The following is a 16,565-nucleotide window of genomic DNA, read 5'->3' as shown; positions in this document are numbered from 1 at the left end:
TGTCCCTGGCGATTTCGCTGCGGGGCAGCTCCTTTCGGGGACCGCTCCTTTGGCGGCAGCCCCGGCTGAAGCATCCGATCCCGCGGGTGATCCCATCGCCCGCGGGATTTTCATGTCCGCGCCCGCCGCAGGGTATCCATGGCGAGGATCAGCAGTCCGGCGCCCAGCCCCCAGACCGGCGCGCCCAGCCCCAGCGCCGAGATGCCCGATGCGGTGGTGGCGAAGGTGGCCACCGCCGCCACCCGGTGCCGTTCCTCCGCCAGCGCCGCGGTCAGTGCGCCGGTGAGGGGCGAGAGCAGCGCCAGCCCCGCAATGGTGGCCACCAGGGCCGAGGGCAGGGCGGCAAACACCGCCACCAGCGAGGCCCCCGCCGCTGCCAGCAGCCCGTAGAAGCCGGCATAGGCCGGCCCCGTCTGCCAGCGCCGGCGCGGGTCGGGATGCGCCTCCGGCCCGGTGCACAAAGCGGCGGTGATGGCGGCAAGGTTGGTGGCATGGGCGCCGAACGGCGCCGTCAGCAGGGAGGCAAGGCCCGTCACCGCCAGAATGGAGCGCACCGACGGCACATAGCCGGCGGCGCGCAGAACCGCGAATCCCGGCAGGTTCTGCGAGGCCATGGTGACGAGGAACAGGGGCAGGCCCAGGCCCAGCAGAACCGCGGGGTCAAAACGCGGCGTGGTCCATACCAGGCTGGAGAAGGCGAGGGCGTCCGCCGGCGGCGCGGCGCCGCCCGTCAGCAGCACACCGGCCACGCCGGCAACCAGGGCCACCGGCACCGCGAAGGTGGGCGCCAGCCGCCGCGTCATGAAGAACAAGGCGATCACCGGCAGCACCAGAGCCGGGTTCGCCACCGCCTGCTCGGCCAGCGCCGTCACGAAGCGCACCAGCACGCCGGCCAGCATGGCCGCCGCTACCGCCACGGGAATCCGCGTCACCAGCGTGCCCAGGGGCTTCACCGCGGCGCACAGCACCATGAGCAGGCCGGCGAAGAGGAAGGCGCCGGTGGCCGCCTCCATGCCGATGCCGCCGCCGAAGCCGGCGACCAGGGCCGCGCCCGGTGTGGACCATGCGGTGATGACCGGCATGCGGTGGCGGATGGAAAGAAGGGCGCTGGTGCCGGCCACCGCCAGGCACAGGGCGCAGACCCAGGACGAGGCCTGCGCCGGGCTCGCCCCCACGGCGGCGGCCGCCGCCAGAACAAGTGCGAGGGTGCCGCCGAACCCGACCAAAGCGGCGACGAAGGCGCTGACCAGGAGCGAGACGCGCATGGCGCGCCTCAGGCTCGCTTGCCGGTCGGCGCCGGGGCGCGGCCCGCTGCGCCCCTCATGGCTTCTGGGCGGCCAGAACCGGGGCCAAAGCGTTCAGCGCCTGCCGCCGCGCCACCAGCCCCAGGGGCTCGGGGGAGGCGATGTCCAAGGCGGTGTACCGCACGAACACGGCCGTATGCCCCTGCTTCTGCGCGAAGCCCACGAACCAGCCGAACGGCCGCGTCGGGTCGATACTGCCGTCTTCCAGGCGCTGGAAGCCCGAGCCGGTCTTGCCGAAGGCTTGCCAGCCCGCCGGCTGCTCCGGCAGGGCCATGAGCCGCATGGTGCCCGCCACCGCCTCCGGCGACACGGGCAATTCGCCCTTCAGCATCCGGCGCAGGAAATCCACCTGCTCGCGGGGCGAGAGGCGCAGGGAGGAGGAGAGCCAGAAGTTGGCGCCGGGCGCCTCCTGCCCCTTCACGCCGCCCATATTCTCGTTGCCGTAGGCAAAGCCCTTGAGATAGGCGCGCAGGCGCTCCTCCCCCAGCTCGCGCACCAGGGCCTGCGAGTACCAGACCACGGAATTGACCATCCATGAGCGCGGGGTTTGCGGCCCGCGGGCCTCCTCGCGCTGCGGCTCCGGCCCCGGCGGCGGGGTGAGGACCGGCCGGTCGTCGCTCTTCAGCAGGCCGGCATCGAAGCCCATGAGGGCCAGGGCCACCTTGAAGGTGGAGTTGGGCGGGTGGCGGGCCGCGCACAGGCCCTGCTTGGCCAGGACCCGTCCGCTCTCCAGGTCGGTGACGATGAAGCAGTCTTCCGCCGCCTGCGCCGGCACCGCCGACGCCAGGGCAAGGAGCGCAAGGGCGGTGCCGGCGAGCGCACGGACGGTCCGTCCGGGGAGCGCCGCCATCAGGAGGCTTTCGCCGGCTTCACCACCCGCGGGGCATAGACATGCTCCGCACCGGGGAAGGTGCGCGCCCGCACCTCCTCGGCATAGCTGGCCACGGCCTTCTCGATGTCCGGCCCGAGATTGGCGTATTTCTTCACGAACTTGGGCACCCGGTCGCCGAGGCCCAGCATGTCCTCCAGCACCAGGATCTGGCCATCGCAGGCGGGCGAGCCGCCGATGCCGATGGTGGGCGGGGCCACCTCCTGGGTGATGCGGCGGGCCAGCGGCTCGGCAATGGCCTCCAGCACGATGGAGAAGGCGCCGGCCTCGGCGATGGCGCGGGCGTCGTCGAGGATGATGGAGGCCTCGGCATCGTCGCGGCCGCGGGCCTTGAACGAGCCCAGGGTGTTGATGGCCTGGGGGGTGAGGCCCACATGGCCCATCACCGGCACCCCGCGATCCACCAGGAAGCGCACGGTCTCGGCCATGCGGCGGCCGCCTTCCAGCTTCACCGCGCCGGCGCCGGTTTCCTTCAGCACGCGGGCGGCGGTGTGGAAGGCCTCGGTGGGGCTCGCCTCGTAGCTGCCGAAGGGCAGGTCCACCACGATGAGCGCGCGTTTGGTGCCGCGCACCACGGCGCGGCCGTGCACGATCATCATCTCGACCGTCACGGGCACGGTGGTTTCCAGCCCGTGCATGACCATGCCGAGGCTGTCCCCCACCAGGATCACGTCCACATGGCGGTCCAGCAGCCGCGCCGTATGGGCGTGGTAGGAGGTGAGCGAGACAATGGGCTCGCCGCCCTTGCGCGCCTGGATCTCCGGTGCCGAGATGCGGCGGGCATCGGCCTGAATGGACATGGCGTTCCTCATGTATTTCCGGCAGGCGGCACGCGGCGTCAGGCGACGGGCACGCCGACCACATATGGATGGAATAGGTAGGCGAGCGCGGCATAGAGCACCAGCCCCCCGCCCACGGCGAGGACATCGCCCGCATAATTCCTCGGCGCCACCGGCAGCGGGTCGCCCCGCCGCTTGAGGGCGATGCGGATGAAGACGGCCCAGGCCAGCACCGCGCCGAACAGCACCATGGAGGCCATGTCGCCATTGGCGAGAAGGTGCGCCAGGGCCCAGGTCTTCACGCCCACCAGAAGGGGGTGCTTCAGCACGGCGCGGATGTGGCTGGGCACATAAGCGGCGACGACGGCGATGCAGGCGAACACCATCAGCAGCAGGGTCAGGTGCCGCATGCCCACCGGCGGGTTCCACAGCTGGAGCGGCCCGGCGGCGCGCCACAGGGCGAAGCCATAGGCGGTGAGCAGCAGGCCGCTGACCGCCAGCAGCGAGAAGAAGCCCTTGTAGGGGCCTTCCCCCAGCCGCGCGATGAGGGCGGAGCGCAGGCCGCCGAGGCTTCCCACCACATGGATGCCGAGGAACACGAAAAGGCCGAGCAGCATCATCACCATGGATTGATCTCCGCGCCCCGGACACGTGCCGGACGCATTCAAAGCCGGTCCAGCGCTTGAATCGGGCGCCGGACAGTAGAGCGGACCGCCCCCGCTTGTCATCAGCGCGCCGCCGCCGCCGGGCCGGGCGGCCTTGCGCGGCACCTGTGGCATGGCAGTATCATTTCGCTGGGGAAACAAGGGGGCCGGGCGATGGGTGCAGGCTGGGCGGGAGCGTTGGCAGCGCGGATCTGGCGGGCGATGGCGGCCGGGGCGGCCCTTGTGCTCCTCTCCGGCGCCCTGGCCGGGGCGCAGGCGGCGGCGGTGGTGGCGCGGGTGGACCTCTCTTCCCAGCGCATGACGGTGACGGTGAACGGAATTCCCCAATATTCCTGGCCGGTTTCCACCGCGCGCCGCGGCTATGTCACGCCCACGGGGGCTTATCGCCCGCAAAGATTGTACAGGTCGTATTTCTCACGCAAGTACTACAATTCGCCCATGCCCTATTCCATCTTCTACAGCGGTGGATATGCAATCCACGGCAGCTATGCGGTGAACCAGCTCGGCTCGCCCGCCTCCCATGGCTGCATCCGCCTGCATCCCGGCAATGCGGCCACTCTCTATTCCCTGGTGCAGACCTATGGGCGGGGCAATACGGTGATCCTGATCACCCGTTGAGCGGCCGCGCCACCGCCCCTGTCGCCGCGGCGCAGGGCTCCCATGCGGCGAACGGTTCGCAACGGGTCTTCTATTCGTCGTGCACTCATGGTATCGGCCACTGCCAACTCGTAGCGGGGTGTGAAGACGCAGCCCGCTCCCACCCCGATCCAGCGGCCCGACCTTCGGCCCGCCACCAGGAGTTGGCCATGACCGCCCCGATTTCGAACCCGCCCGTCGATGCTGCAGCCAATGGCCGCCCGGCATTCCGCGAGGCGCTGACGTTCGACGACGTGCTGCTGAAGCCCGGTGCCTCGGAGGTGATGCCCGGCGAGGTGGATGTCGCCACCCAGCTCACGCGCTCCATCACCCTCAACCTGCCCATCATCTCCGCCGCCATGGACACGGTGACCGAATCGCGCCTCGCCATCGCCATGGCCCAGGCCGGCGGCATCGGCGTCATCCACCGCAACCTTTCGCCGGAAATGCAGGCGGAGCATGTGCGGCAGGTGAAGAAGTTCGAATCCGGCATGGTGGTGAACCCCGTCACCATCCACCCGGACGAGACCCTGGCCGATGCGCTGACCCTGATGAAGCGCTTCAGCATCTCCGGCATTCCGGTGGTGGAGCGGGGCACCGGCGGGCTGCCGGGGCGGCTGGTGGGCATCCTCACCAACCGCGACGTGCGCTTTGCCACCGATCCCGGCCAGCGGGTGGCCGAGCTGATGACGCGGGAGCGCCTGATCACCGTCCGCGAGGGCCAGGTGAGCCAGGATGAGGCCAAGCGCCTGCTCCACCAGTACCGCATCGAAAAGCTGCTGGTGGTGGATGCGAACGAGCGCTGCGTGGGCCTCATCACCGTGAAGGACATCGAAAAGGCGGTGGCCTATCCCAACGCCGCCAAGGACGAGCAGGGCCGCCTGCGCGTCGCCGCCGCCACCACGGTGGGCGCGGACGGCTTCGAGCGCACCGAGCGCCTCATTGATGCCGGCGTGGACCTGGTGGTGGTGGATACCGCCCACGGCCATTCCCGCAAGGTGCTGGACCAGGTGGAACGCATCAAGCGCCTGTCCAACAGGACCCAGATCCTCGCCGGCAACATCGCCACCGCGGAGGGGGCCAGGGCCCTCATCGATGCCGGGGCGGATGCGGTGAAGGTGGGCATCGGCCCGGGCTCCATCTGCACCACCCGCATTGTCGCCGGTGTCGGCGTGCCCCAGCTCACGGCGGTGATGGATGCGGTGGAAGCCGCCCTTGCCACCGGCACGCCGGTGATCGCCGACGGCGGCATCAAATATTCCGGCGATCTCGCCAAGGCGCTGGCGGCGGGCGCCTCCGCCGCCATGGTGGGCTCGCTGCTCGCCGGCACGGACGAGAGCCCGGGCGAGGTGTTCCTCTATCAGGGCCGCTCCTACAAGGCCTATCGCGGCATGGGCTCGGTGGGCGCCATGGCCCGGGGCTCGGCGGACCGCTATTTCCAGGCCGAGGTGCGCGACACGCTGAAGCTGGTGCCCGAGGGCATCGAGGGGCAGGTGGCCTACAAGGGACCGGTGGGGGCCGTGTTGCACCAGCTCGCCGGCGGCCTGCGCGCCGCCATGGGGTATGTGGGCGGCAAGGACCTGAAGGAATTCCGCGAGAAGGCGCAGTTCGTGCGCATCTCCTCCGCCGGCCTGCGTGAAAGCCACGTGCATGACGTGACCATCACCCGCGAGAGCCCGAACTACCCGACCTCGGTTTAGAGCGCGATCCGATCAAATGGACTCAATTTGAGCGGTGAATCGCCCTCTCACTTAAGGATAGAGAACGCGTTCTCCGATCAGCTTGCGATGCAAGCTGATCGGCGCGTGCTCTAGGTCGGCCCGGCCCCGGATGAAGTGCCGAGGCGGTTCGGCTGGGGCTGAAAATCTGCCTGCATGGCCTGCTGATCAGTGCGCGTTGGCGGTGCGAAAAAGGAGCCGGCGAATCCCGCCGGCCGTGGCCCCGCCGCGGCCCCGGCGTGGGCCGCCGGTGACCGGGGCAGGGCCCTGCGCAACCTCATCGCCCGCCGCGCCCCGCCGAACCCCCGCGTGCCGGATTCAGCCGTCGCCGCTCTTCTGCGCCCCGCGCATGCGCACGGTAAATTCCACCAGAAACGCCGTGGACCACGCCACCATCATGGGGCCGATGAGGGATTCGAACGCGGCGACGGCGCGGAAGGTCCGGGCGATGGACACATCGTCCGCCCCCAGCGTGGTGTAGGTGGAGATGGAATAATAAAGCGCGTCGTGCGGGTCCGAGATGGCGCCGAGGGCGACATAGGCCGCGGCCCAGATGCAGATTTCAAACAGATGGGCGAGGCTGAGGCTCAGCACCGTGGAACTGAGGATCACCGCCTCCCGGAACACGTGGTTGGCATAGACCTGGCCCCGAATGCGCCAGATGAGCCGCCGGCGGACGATGGCCAGCGCAACCGCATGGCTGATCACGGTGAGCATCGCCAGCGCGGCGCAGAGTACCATCAGCGCAAAAAAAGCGCCGGAGCCAAGTCCTCCATCCATGTCCCGCGTTCGCTCCCCTCACCACGGCTATTTGCGCCGCCTCCCCGTGGATATCGCTGATCATATCACCGCGCCCGCGTGATCCCGCCGGCGCGGGAGGGGGCGGTAACAGAATCCGTATCCGCGCGCGACGTCTGTCGGCGTTACATGTGCGAAGCGTCTGGAAGGTGTCATTTACGTTCGGTAACAAAATACGCCTTCCTCAGCGCGGTACCGTTGATTAACGTCGTGTCCGGGGGCGGCACATGACGGGAGCGGGTCGGCGCCATGCGCGCGGGCCCGGTTTCCATGCCCTGGAGCCGCCCTTCCATGTTCGCACGTGGTCCGCGTGTGCAGTTTGTCGTCGTCGGCGTGCAGAAGGCCGGGACGACGGCACTCTTTCACTTCCTTGCCAAGCATCCGAAGGTCACGGTTCCCGATCTGAAGGAACTGCACTTCTTCGACGATGACCGGCGGTGCTGGAATGCGCCGGCCTACGGCGAGTATCACCGCAAGTTTCCCTGGCGCTGGGGCGGACTGCGCGGGGAGGCGACGCCCTCCTACATCTGGTGGCCGCAGGCGCTGGAGCGGCTTGCGGCCTACAATCCCCGCATGCGCATCATCGTCATTTTCCGCGACCCGGTGATGCGGGCCCATGCTCACTGGCGGATGACCCGGGAGCGGGGGTACGAGACCCTCGACTTCTCCACCGCCATCCGCTCCGGCCGCAACCGCATGGCCGGGGTGGCACCCGACGACCAGGCCATCCGGCGCTTTTCCTATGTGGAGCGCGGCTTCTACGGCGCACAGTCGGCGCGGCTGCTTTCGCTCTTCCCCCGCGAGCAGGTGCTTATGCTGCGGCAGGAAGACCTTTCCAGCGACCACGACAGCACGCTGCGCCGCGTGTTCGACTTCCTGGGCCTGCCGGACCACAGGATTGCGCAGGAGCGGGTGTTCGAGGGGACGTTCCGCGCGCCGCTCGCTGCAGCCGATGCGGACCTGCTGGCGGACATCTATGCCGACGACATGGCCCGGTTCGAGCACCTGACCGGGCTCGATATCTCCGTCTGGACGAGGCTGAAACACCGTCGCGGCACGGAGAAGATGCCGCCGGCGGACGGCTCCATCACCCTCGCGAGGAAAGCCGCCACCGGCTGACCGTGCCGTGGCCGGGACTTTCCCGGCCCGGCGCCATGGGGCGGCGGGTCAGTCCCGGCGCTGTGCCTTCGGCGGGGTCACGTCGATCATGCCGCCCTCGTCCGGCGTGCCATAGGGCGCGCCCCCGGTCGGCCGGCCGGTGCGCAGGTCGAACACGCGGACCGAGAAGGCCTCCCGGCGCGCCCCGAAGCCCGGCGTCCTGCCGGTGACGAGCGCATAGACGCCGCCGCCCACGAGGAGGGCGGTGACGACGATGCCGGCCACAAGGATGAGGCCGCCCACGAGGGTGAAGAGGGCGAGCCCCACGAGGCCCGCCACCACAAGACCCGCCAGGCCGCCGAAGAGGTTCACGAGCTGTTTCATGGGGCAGACACTGCCGGCAAATTCGGGCGGACTTGCGACCGCCGCCCGGCGCGGGTGCCGCGCCGGGTGCTCACGGGGCGGGCGGCTTCAGTCGCACTGCTCCATCACCGGCTCGCGGCCGATGAGGCGGGCGAGCTGCCGCAGGCGGCTCTGCACCCGTTCGTTGACCAGGGCGGTCAGGTCCCGCGGCATGGTCAGCACCAGCTGGTCGCCCCGGGCCTTCATGGGGGTGCGCGGCAGAATGCCGGGCATGGCCGCCGAGAGCACATAGGCCACCCGCATGGCGGCGCCGAGAATGCGGGCGCGGTCGAGCATGCCGGTGGTCACCAGCTCCAGGATCCGCGTTTCCGATTCATCGGCGCCCAGACCCATGTGCCGGAAATAGACTGCGAGCGCGATATAGGCCCGGCCGGGATGATCGAGCCCGACGAACGCGGCGTGGGCGATGATGTTGAGGCTCTGCTCGCCGCGATAATCCGGGTGCGCGCGCCAGCCGATGTCCGCCAGCAGGCATGCGGCCCGACGCAGGCGGGTTTCGTCGTCGGCTTCCTCCAGCACCGGGGAGGAGGCGAAGAAGGTGTCGGTCCAGGCCACCAGATCCTCGCCGTGGCGCGGCGAGCGCGAGCGCAGCACGTTGAGTTCCTGCGCCGCCACCAGCAGCGGGTCCTCCGCGCGGGTTTCGGCGGGAAGCTGCGAATAGAGCAGACCCTCGCGCACGCCGAGGGCGGAAATGACCACCTCCGCCGGCTTGCCCTGCCGCACGATGTTTTCCAGCACCAGCGCGCCATAGGCGAGCAGCGGCCGGCGGGCGTCGGAGACGACGTCGATATGGGCCAGGGCCTCGGTGTCCGCGCGGTGGACGATGCGGGTGAAGTCCAGCGCCTCGCGGGCCGGAATCACATATCCGTGCATCACATGCAGCGGGTAGCCCTTCTGGAACATGTGCAGGCGCGCCAGCGCCCGCCAGGTGCCGCCCACGGCGTAGAAGGTGCGGCCGGCGAGGCTGTCCAGCAGGCCGGCTTCCGGGATGGTGTCCTTGACGATCTTCTCGGCCTTGCGGGTGGAGCGCGCGGAGCGGTCCTGCAGGGCGAGGCCGCCGAGGGGCAGGGTGACCCCCGCGCCGATCTCGCGCCCCTTCACGTCCACGAGTTCGAGGGAACCGCCGCCCAGGTCGCCGACGATGCCGTCCGGCGCGTGGATGCCCGCCACCACCCCATAGGCCGCCAGCTCCGCCTCGCGCCGCCCGGTGAGCAGCTCGATGGTGGTGCCGCAGATGGCCTCGCACGCGGCAATGAAGGCCGGTCCGTTCTCCGCGTCGCGCGCGGCGGCGGTGGCCAGGGCGTGCACCTCGCCCACCTGCATGGCGTCGCAGAGCGCGCGGAAGCGCTTCAGCGCGGCGAAGGCGCGCTCCACCGCATCCTCCGGCAGGCGGCCGGTGGACAGGACCTCGCGACCAAGTCCGCACAGGGCCTTCTCGTTGAAGATGGGGGTCAGCGCGCGGCCGAGGCCCTCATAGACGACAAGACGAACCGAGTTGGAGCCGATGTCGATGACGGCCACAGGAGCGCCGGAGACGATGCGTCCCGGCGCCCGATGCGGATTTTCACCGCCTTCAGCGCCGGACGAAGAGGCTCCGAGGCGAAGAATCTTTGAGAGACTTTCCACGTCCAGACAAGCTCGGGTTGGTCATGAAATATTGATGGGCGTTGAACGGCTCCTCGCCCGGGGCGGGGACTATGCGTTCGGACGCCCCGTTGGGCAATACCAGCCAGCTCTGCTGGTTGTCGATCAGGTTGGCGACCATGATCTGGTCGAGCACCTGCTCGTGAACCGTAGGGTTGGTGATGGGGCACAGGGTCTCGACGCGACGGTCGAGATTGCGCTGCATGAGGTCGGCCGACGAGATGTAGACCACCGCCTGCGGGCTCGGCAGGCCGTGGCCGGCGCCGAAGCAGTAGATGCGCGAATGCTCCAGGAAGCGCCCGACGATGGACTTCACCCGGATGTTCTCGCTGAGGCCGGGAATGCCGGGCCGCAGGCAGCAGATGCCGCGGATCACGCAATCCACCTGCACGCCGGCGCTGCTCGCCACATACAGCGCGTCGATGATCTCCGGGTCCACCAGCGAGTTGCACTTCAGCCAGATGGCCGCCGGGCGCCCGGCCTGGGCGTGCTCGATCTCGTCCGCGATGTGCTGCAGCAGGCGCGGCTTCAGCGTGGTGGGCGACACCGCCATGGCGTCGAGCTCGCCGGGGGTCGCATAGCCGGTGATGAAGTTGAAGATGCGCGCAACGTCCTGGGCGATCACCGGGTCAGCGGTGAAGAAGCTGAGGTCGGTATAGATGCGGGCGGTAATGGGATGGTAGTTACCCGTGCCCACATGGACATAGGTGGCCAACTGCGCCCCCTCGCGGCGCACCGCCATGGAGAGCTTGCCGTGGGTCTTCAGCTCGATGAAGCCGAACACCACCTGCACGCCGGCGCGTTCCAGGTCGCGGGCCCAGCGGATGTTGGCTTCTTCGTCGAAGCGGGCCTTCAGCTCCACCAGCGCGGTCACCGACTTGCCGGCCTCCGCCGCCTCGGCCAGCGCCTTCACGATGGGGCTGTCGGAGGAGGTTCGGTAGAGGGTCTGCTTGATGGCGACGACGTTGGGGTCTCGTGCGGCCTGGCGAAGGAACTGAACCACCACGTCAAAGGATTCATAAGGGTGGTGAACCAGAATGTCCTTCTCGCGAATTGCCAGAAAGCAGTCTCCGCCGTGGTCCCGGATGCGTTCGGGAAATCGGGCATTGTAGGCCTGAAACTTCAGGTCCGGCCGGTCCACGGAAACCAGCTGCGAGAATTCGTTGAGCGCCAGCACGCCGCCCACGACGAAGATCTCGTCGCCGTTCACGTCGAGTTCGCGGGCGACGAAGGAGCGCAGTTCCTCCGGCATGGCGGCGTCCGCTTCCATGCGGATCACCTCGCCATAGCGGCGCTGCTTGAGGGCGGTCTCGAACAGGCGGACGAGATCTTCCGCCTCTTCCTCGATTTCGAGGTCGCTGTCGCGGATCACCCGGAACACGCCCTGCCCCTTCACGGCATAGCCGGGGAACAGGCGGGAGATGAACAGGCCGATCATCTGCTCCAGGGTGATGAAGCGCATGGCGCCGGAGCCCGTGTCCGGCAGGCGGATGAAGCGCTCCACCTTCGCCGGAATGCGGATCAGCGCATTCATGCCCCGCCCGTCCGACTGGCGCACCAGCTGCAGGGCGAGGGAGAAGCCGAGATTGGGGATGAAGGGGAAGGGGTGCGCCGGGTCGATGGCCAGCGGCGTCAGCACCGGGAACACATAGTTGAGAAAGTGGCGCTCAAGCTGCGCCAGATCCCCGGCCGAGGCTTCCGCGCCGTCCACCAGCACGATGCCGGCAGCCGCGAGGTCGCTGCGCAGCTCAAGCCAGCGGCCCTGCTGGTCGGAGATGAGCTGGGCGGCGCTGGTGAGGATGGTCGAGAGCTGCTCGGAAGGGGTGAGGCCGTCCGGGCTGCGGGTCTGCACGCCCTCGCGCACCTGCTCCTTCAGGCCCGCCACGCGGACCATGAAGAATTCGTCCAGGTTGTTGGCGGAGATCGAGAGGAAGCGCAACTGCTCCAGCAGCGGGTGGTTGCGATTCGCCGCCTCCTCCAGCACACGCCGGTTGAAGTGCAGCCAGGAAATCTCGCGATTGATGAAGCGCTGGGGAGATTGCGCCAGCTCAAGGATTTCCGCGGTTTCCGCCGGTATGCTCATCTCGGCGACAGCTGCAGCCTCGTTCATTCCCATGCTCGGTCCCCCGCAGTTTGGCCGGACCATGGCCGCCTTAGATGACCGCTCTATGACGGCATGTGCGGCCGGGTGGTCGCTCCGGCCCCTGTGGTTCAGAGGGCATCAATCATCCTCGTCGGCGGTGCCGAGCGCCGGTCGCTCGCGCAGCACCTGTGCGGCGAAGGCCCGCGTCACCGGCCGGCGCGCCGCGAGCGCCGCCGCGTCGAGGGCCTCCACCACACGCTGGGCGCCGGCCACCGAGCGCTGCATCCGCAGCAGCAGATACTGCACCGTCGGTTCGTCCACCGCCAGCTGCCGGTCCGCAAACAGCTTCACCAGCACCGCCGCCAGCAGCGCATCGTCGGCGGGCGCGATCTCGAACACCGGCACCGCCCGCAGGCGGGAGGAGAGGTCGGCGGTGGCCAGGGCGAAGCCGGAGGGGGGCGTCCGCGCGGTCATCAGCAGATAGGCGTGCTGCTCGCGGGCGAGGTTGAGCAGGTGGAACAGGGCGGCCTCGCAGAAGGCGCCGGCCTCCATGTCCTCCAGCACCAGCGCGCCGGTGGAAAGGGCATCCGGCACCTTCTCGCGCACCAGGTCGCGGGCCGCCACGGTCTGCGCCCCGGCGTGCTCGGCGAAGATGGCGGCAAGGTGGCTCTTGCCCGCGCCCTCGGGGCCCACCAGGCACACCACCCGCGCCGGCCAGTTCGGGAAGGCGTCGATGAGGGCGAGGGCGGCGCTGTTGCCGGGCGCGGCGAGAAAATCCTCGCGCCGCAGTGCCGGCCGGCCCGGCAGGTCGAGGGGAAGCTGGCGGGGGCGCGGGTCGCGGTCGGCCATGGCTCAGGGGGCGCCCGGCGGCGGCAAGGCGTCGGTCTCCGGCCCCATGTAGAGGGGAGAATGGAGGTATCTTTGGATGGCAAAGCGCACCAGTACCCCGGCCACGGCGGTCAGCGGCACCGCCAGCAGCAGGCCCACGAAGCCGAACAGGTAGCCGAAGGAGAACAAAGCGAACATGAGCCAGACCGGATGCACGCCGATGCTGTCGCCCACCAGCTTGGGCGACAGGACATAGCCCTCCACCGCCTGGCCGACGATGAAAATGGCGAACACGGTGCCGATCATCCCCCAGTCCGGGAAGAACTGGACGATGGCCACGCCCATGGCGAGCACGAAGCCGGTGAGCGAGCCCACATAGGGAATGAAGGTGATGACGCCCGACACGATGCCGATGAGCAGGCCGAAATTGAGCCCCGCCATGGAGAGCGAGACGGCATAGAAGGTGCCCAGCAGCAGGCACACCATGGCCTGTCCGCGAACGAAGCCCGCCACCGCCATGTCCATGGACTTGGCAAGGTCGCGCACCACCGGGCGGTGGGGCAGGGGCACCAGCCGGTCCACGAAGGCCACCATCTCGTCCCAGTCGCACAGGATGTAGAAGACCACCACCGGCGTCACCACCAGCAGCGCGAACAGGGAGATGAGCGCCTGCCCGCCGGACCACACCGAAGACAGAAGGCCGAGGAGATGGGTGACGCCCTGGGTCATCAGATCGGAGATGGAGCGCTGCATGTCCGGCAGGCGGTCGCCGACGATGCCGCTCAGCCATTCGCGGTTCTCTTCCGTCAGCAGCCCCTGCAGCCGCGCCACGTAGGATGGCAGGCGCTGGATGAATTCGAACAGCTGCGACGACAGGATGGGCAGCGCCAGCAGGAAGAACAGCATCACCACCAGCAGCAGCAGCCCCACCACCACCAGAGCGGACAGGGTGCGGGCAATGCCCACGTGCTCCAGCCGGATCACCACGGGGTTGAGGAAATAGGCCAGCACGATGCCTGCCACGAACGGCAGCAGGATGCCGCTGAGCAGCCACAGGCCGACAAGGGCGAGGATCAGGGCCCCGACCCAGAAGCGCAGTTGGACCTGAACCGGCATCGCACCTCCCCGCGACCTGCGCCGGCGTCGTGCGCCACACTCGCCGGTCGCCGGCCAGCCGACGCGCCCATCAGCGTGCCATGTGGCGCGTCCATGCCGCGAGATAGGCAGCGGCGGAAAGGGCCGTCAAGAGCCCAACCGCGACAAGGCCCAGATTGAACAGGCCGGGCAGGACAAGGCCGAAACCCGCCGTGGCGAGCACGAAGGCGGCAAAGGTGATCTGGATCGCCGTGTTCACCTTCGAGACGAGCAGGGGGCTGATGGCGACCTTCCTGTCCATCACCATGGACAGCACCACGGCGCCCACGATCATGACATCGCGGGACACCACGGCGATGGCGACCCAGCGGGGAATGAGGCCCGCCACCGCGAGGGCCACATAGATGGAGACGAGCAGCGCCTTGTCGGCCACCGGGTCCAGATAGGCGCCAAGCTCGGTCTGCATGTGGAAACGCTTGGCGATGAAGCCGTCGAGCGCGTCGGAAACGCCGGCCGCAAGGAAAAGCCAGAATGCCAGCAGGGCCTCGCCCGACGCGATCGACCAGACCACCGCCGGTACCAGCAGGATCCGCAGCAGGGTGATGATGTTCGGCAGACTCAATGCCGCTCCCTCCCGACCTTGCGGCAGGCTAGAGCGCGATCCGATCAAATTGAACCAATTTGATCGGTGAATCGCCCTCCAGCTCCAAGATAGAGAACGCGTTATCCGATCAGCTTGCGATGCAAGCTGATCGGCGCGTGCTCTTGAGCGCGATCCGATCAAATTGAACCAATTTGATCGGTGAATCGCCCTCCAACGCCAAGATAGAGAACGCGATCCGGCTGGATGGAACAGAAACTGTCCGCCGCAACCCGGCCGATCACACCTCGGTTACCGGATGGGGATGGACGGGAGCGGGGGCGCCGCGCCGCCGGCTCACAATGCGTCGCGCAGGCCCTTCACGAAGCTGGAGAGCCCCGTCAGCCGCCGCCGCTTCAGCCGCTCCGCCTGCAGGATGGCGGTGAGCTTGGCCAGGCTGTCATCCACCTCATGGTTGATGATGATGTAGTCATACTCGGTATAGTGGCTGATCTCGTCCGACGCCTTGGCCATGCGCTGGTGCACCACCTCGTCCGAATCCTGGGCGCGGGCGCGCAGGCGCTGTTCCAGGTCGGCGGCGGTGGGCGGCAGCAGGAACACCTTCACCAGGTCCTGCTGGGCGCTTTCGCCCAGCTGCTGGGTGCCCTGCCAGTCGATGTCGAACAGCACGTCGCGCCCGGCCGACAGCGCCGCCTCCACCGCCGCGCGGGGCGTGCCGTAGAGATTGTCGAACACGGTGGCGTGCTCCAGCAGGTCCCCTTCGTCCCGCATCCGGTGGAAAGTGGCCACATCCACGAAGAAATAATCCCGCCCATCGACCTCGCCGGGCCGCGGGGGGCGGGTGGTGACGGATACCGACATGGTGATGCGGTCGTCGCTGGCCAGGAGCTTGCGCGACAGGGTGGTCTTGCCCGCCCCCGACGGGGAGGAGAGCACCAGCATGAGGCCGCGACGGGCGAGGCCGGAGCGCGAGCCCGGCTTCCAGCCCGGCAGCGCGAAGTGCGGGGACACGGAGGAGGCGGAGGAGGGCATTGCGGGCGGCTTCATTCGAGGTTCTGGATCTGCTCGCGGAACTGGTCCACCAGCAGCTTCAGGTCAAGGCCGATCTGTGTCAGCGCCACCGAATTGGACTTTGCGCACAGGGTGTTGGCCTCGCGGTTGAACTCCTGCGCCAGGAAGTCGAGGCGCCGGCCCACCGGCCCACCGGAATAGAGCAGCTCGCGCGCGGCGGCGAGGTGGGCGGTGAGGCGATCCAGCTCCTCGCGCACGTCCGCCTTGGTCACCGCCAGCACGGCCTCCTGGTGAAGCCGGTCGGGGTCCAGGGCGGCGGCCTCCATCAGCACGCGCACCTGGTCGGCGATGCGGGCCTTGACCGCCTCCACGCTGCGTTCCGGCAGGCGCTCGGCCCGGACCACCAGGGCGGTGATGGCGTCCAGCCGGTCGGTGAGGACGGCACGCAGCGCCTCGCCTTCGCGGGCCCGCATGGCGCCCAGCTCCCGCAGCGCGCGGTCGAAGCTGGTGAGAATGGCGGCCATGAGGGAGCGCCGATCCTCCTCGCTCTCCTCCACTTCGGCGATCTCCACCATACCCTTGACCGAAAGCAGCGCCTCCAGGCCGGGCAGCGGGGCGCCCAGGCGCTCCGCGCTCGTCTTCACGGCATGGAACAGGGACTGGAGCGCGGCTTCGTTCACCCGCACCGACACCGCCTCGCCTTCGCGGGTGGCGGCGAGGGTGGCGGACACCGAGCCGCGGGTGAGCGCCTGGCCGGTGCGGGTGCGCACGTCCGCTTCCAGCACCTCGAAGCCCGGCGGCAGGCGCAGGCGCAGGTCGAGGCCCTTGCCGTTCACCGCCCGCACCTCCCATCCGAAGCGCCAGGGGCCCTGATCTCCGGCAACGCGGGCAAAGCCCGTCATGCTGGCGAGCGGCGAGGACGGCGCCGCCATGCGGCTGGCCGGAGAGGTGGAAGCGCGTGTCATTGCCAATCCCGACTGCGGCCCGATGCCG

16 protein-coding genes are annotated in these 16,565 nt (G+C 69.0%); 3 read left to right on the top strand and 13 right to left on the bottom strand.

The window, feature by feature from the left end; genetic code table 11:
* Nucleotides 1-110: 110 nt before the first annotated feature.
* The 4 genes from ACI7BZ_RS20305 to ACI7BZ_RS20290 are packed head-to-tail and all read right to left on the bottom strand — an operon-like array spanning nucleotide 111 to nucleotide 3,598.
* Complete coding sequence (locus ACI7BZ_RS20305) at nucleotides 111-1,277, bottom strand: benzoate/H(+) symporter BenE family transporter (RefSeq protein WP_414119224.1); 1,167 nt, start codon at nucleotides 1,275-1,277, stop codon at nucleotides 111-113.
* A gap of 43 nt (nucleotides 1,278-1,320) precedes the next feature.
* The gene (locus tag ACI7BZ_RS20300) at nucleotides 1,321-2,154 is read right to left on the bottom strand and encodes a penicillin-binding transpeptidase domain-containing protein (RefSeq protein WP_414118940.1); all 834 of its coding nucleotides are present in this window, start codon (nucleotides 2,152-2,154) and stop codon (nucleotides 1,321-1,323) included.
* Nucleotides 2,154-2,993, bottom strand: coding sequence for a 3-methyl-2-oxobutanoate hydroxymethyltransferase (panB, locus tag ACI7BZ_RS20295; RefSeq protein ID WP_414118939.1), 840 nt, complete (start codon nucleotides 2,991-2,993; stop codon nucleotides 2,154-2,156). The genes ACI7BZ_RS20300 and panB overlap by 1 nt, the downstream gene beginning before the upstream one ends.
* A 38-nt stretch (nucleotides 2,994-3,031) precedes the next feature.
* Nucleotides 3,032-3,598 (bottom strand): NnrU family protein, encoded by a 567-nt coding sequence (locus ACI7BZ_RS20290; RefSeq protein WP_414118938.1) that lies wholly within the window; start codon nucleotides 3,596-3,598, stop codon nucleotides 3,032-3,034.
* A 192-nt stretch (nucleotides 3,599-3,790) separates the two neighbouring features.
* On the opposite strand from ACI7BZ_RS20290, the gene ACI7BZ_RS20285 reads away from it, so the two are divergent.
* Together ACI7BZ_RS20285 and guaB are read left to right on the top strand one after the other, a co-directional pair.
* Nucleotides 3,791-4,255, top strand: a complete 465-nt coding sequence (locus ACI7BZ_RS20285; protein WP_414118937.1) for a L,D-transpeptidase — start codon at nucleotides 3,791-3,793, stop codon at nucleotides 4,253-4,255.
* Nucleotides 4,256-4,443: 188 nt separating this feature from the next.
* Nucleotides 4,444-5,973 carry an IMP dehydrogenase gene (gene guaB, locus ACI7BZ_RS20280; protein WP_414118936.1) on the top strand — a complete coding sequence of 510 codons (1,530 nt, stop codon included), beginning with the start codon at nucleotides 4,444-4,446 and terminating at the stop codon, nucleotides 5,971-5,973.
* 336 nt (nucleotides 5,974-6,309) lie between these two features.
* On the opposite strand, the gene ACI7BZ_RS20275 is transcribed toward guaB, so the two are convergent.
* Entirely contained in the window at nucleotides 6,310-6,771 is a 462-nt protein-coding gene (locus tag ACI7BZ_RS20275) for an ion channel (protein ID WP_414118935.1), read from the bottom strand.
* A 309-nt stretch (nucleotides 6,772-7,080) separates the two neighbouring features.
* Between ACI7BZ_RS20275 and ACI7BZ_RS20270 the strand changes: the two genes are divergently transcribed.
* Complete coding sequence (locus ACI7BZ_RS20270) at nucleotides 7,081-7,908, top strand: sulfotransferase family protein (RefSeq protein ID WP_414118934.1); 828 nt, start codon at nucleotides 7,081-7,083, stop codon at nucleotides 7,906-7,908.
* A gap of 48 nt (nucleotides 7,909-7,956) precedes the next feature.
* Here the strand turns inward: ACI7BZ_RS20270 and ACI7BZ_RS20265 are convergent, their stop codons facing one another.
* From ACI7BZ_RS20265 to ACI7BZ_RS20230, 8 genes are all read right to left on the bottom strand, one after another.
* Complete coding sequence (locus ACI7BZ_RS20265; protein WP_414118933.1) at nucleotides 7,957-8,271, bottom strand: hypothetical protein; 315 nt, start codon at nucleotides 8,269-8,271, stop codon at nucleotides 7,957-7,959.
* Nucleotides 8,272-8,358: 87 nt separating this feature from the next.
* The gene (gene ppx, locus ACI7BZ_RS20260; RefSeq protein WP_414118932.1) at nucleotides 8,359-9,831 is read right to left on the bottom strand and encodes an exopolyphosphatase; all 1,473 of its coding nucleotides are present in this window, start codon (nucleotides 9,829-9,831) and stop codon (nucleotides 8,359-8,361) included.
* A gap of 52 nt (nucleotides 9,832-9,883) precedes the next feature.
* On the bottom strand, nucleotides 9,884-12,064 hold the full coding sequence (locus ACI7BZ_RS20255; protein ID WP_414118931.1) for an RNA degradosome polyphosphate kinase: 2,181 nt from the start codon (nucleotides 12,062-12,064) through the stop codon (nucleotides 9,884-9,886).
* Nucleotides 12,065-12,175: 111 nt separating this feature from the next.
* Entirely contained in the window at nucleotides 12,176-12,886 is a 711-nt protein-coding gene (locus ACI7BZ_RS20250) for an HdaA/DnaA family protein (RefSeq protein ID WP_414118930.1), read from the bottom strand.
* Between the two features lie 3 nt (nucleotides 12,887-12,889).
* On the bottom strand, nucleotides 12,890-13,981 hold the full coding sequence (locus tag ACI7BZ_RS20245) for an AI-2E family transporter (protein WP_414118929.1): 1,092 nt from the start codon (nucleotides 13,979-13,981) through the stop codon (nucleotides 12,890-12,892).
* 70 nt (nucleotides 13,982-14,051) lie between these two features.
* Nucleotides 14,052-14,582: a CDP-alcohol phosphatidyltransferase family protein gene (locus ACI7BZ_RS20240; protein WP_414118928.1), complete on the bottom strand. Its 531-nt coding sequence runs from the start codon at nucleotides 14,580-14,582 to the stop codon at nucleotides 14,052-14,054.
* A gap of 315 nt (nucleotides 14,583-14,897) precedes the next feature.
* Nucleotides 14,898-15,503 (bottom strand): guanylate kinase, encoded by a 606-nt coding sequence (gene gmk / locus ACI7BZ_RS20235; RefSeq protein WP_414119223.1) that lies wholly within the window; start codon nucleotides 15,501-15,503, stop codon nucleotides 14,898-14,900.
* Between the two features lie 101 nt (nucleotides 15,504-15,604).
* Nucleotides 15,605-16,537, bottom strand: a complete 933-nt coding sequence (locus tag ACI7BZ_RS20230; protein ID WP_414118927.1) for a YicC/YloC family endoribonuclease — start codon at nucleotides 16,535-16,537, stop codon at nucleotides 15,605-15,607.
* Between the last annotated feature and the right edge of the window lie 28 nt (nucleotides 16,538-16,565).

It is taken from the genome of Xanthobacter sp. AM11 (genome assembly GCF_047444035.1).
Taxonomy (GTDB): Bacteria; Pseudomonadota; Alphaproteobacteria; order Rhizobiales; family Xanthobacteraceae; genus Xanthobacter.
Note: the sequence above shows the minus strand (reverse complement) of the source record. Positions and strands in the feature narration are given on the sequence as shown.

Bases quoted from the DNA above. Each gene is read 5' to 3' on its own strand.
- ACI7BZ_RS20245 (WP_414118929.1), bottom strand. From the start codon at position 13,981: ATGCCGGTTCAGGTCCAACTGCGCTTCTGGGTCGGGGCCCTGATCCTC.
- panB (WP_414118939.1), bottom strand. From the start codon at position 2,993: ATGTCCATTCAGGCCGATGCCCGCCGCATCTCGGCACCGGAGATCCAG.
- ACI7BZ_RS20255 (WP_414118931.1), bottom strand. From the start codon at position 12,064: ATGAACGAGGCTGCAGCTGTCGCCGAGATGAGCATACCGGCGGAAACC.
- ACI7BZ_RS20275 (WP_414118935.1), bottom strand. From the start codon at position 6,771: ATGGATGGAGGACTTGGCTCCGGCGCTTTTTTTGCGCTGATGGTACTC.
- ACI7BZ_RS20265 (WP_414118933.1), bottom strand. From the start codon at position 8,271: ATGAAACAGCTCGTGAACCTCTTCGGCGGCCTGGCGGGTCTTGTGGTG.
- guaB (WP_414118936.1), top strand. From the start codon at position 4,444: ATGACCGCCCCGATTTCGAACCCGCCCGTCGATGCTGCAGCCAATGGC.
- ACI7BZ_RS20285 (WP_414118937.1), top strand. From the start codon at position 3,791: ATGGGTGCAGGCTGGGCGGGAGCGTTGGCAGCGCGGATCTGGCGGGCG.
- ACI7BZ_RS20290 (WP_414118938.1), bottom strand. From the start codon at position 3,598: ATGGTGATGATGCTGCTCGGCCTTTTCGTGTTCCTCGGCATCCATGTG.
- ACI7BZ_RS20230 (WP_414118927.1), bottom strand. From the start codon at position 16,537: ATGACACGCGCTTCCACCTCTCCGGCCAGCCGCATGGCGGCGCCGTCC.
- gmk (WP_414119223.1), bottom strand. From the start codon at position 15,503: ATGCTGGTGCTCTCCTCCCCGTCGGGGGCGGGCAAGACCACCCTGTCG.
- ACI7BZ_RS20300 (WP_414118940.1), bottom strand. From the start codon at position 2,154: ATGGCGGCGCTCCCCGGACGGACCGTCCGTGCGCTCGCCGGCACCGCC.
- ACI7BZ_RS20250 (WP_414118930.1), bottom strand. From the start codon at position 12,886: ATGGCCGACCGCGACCCGCGCCCCCGCCAGCTTCCCCTCGACCTGCCG.
- ACI7BZ_RS20270 (WP_414118934.1), top strand. From the start codon at position 7,081: ATGTTCGCACGTGGTCCGCGTGTGCAGTTTGTCGTCGTCGGCGTGCAG.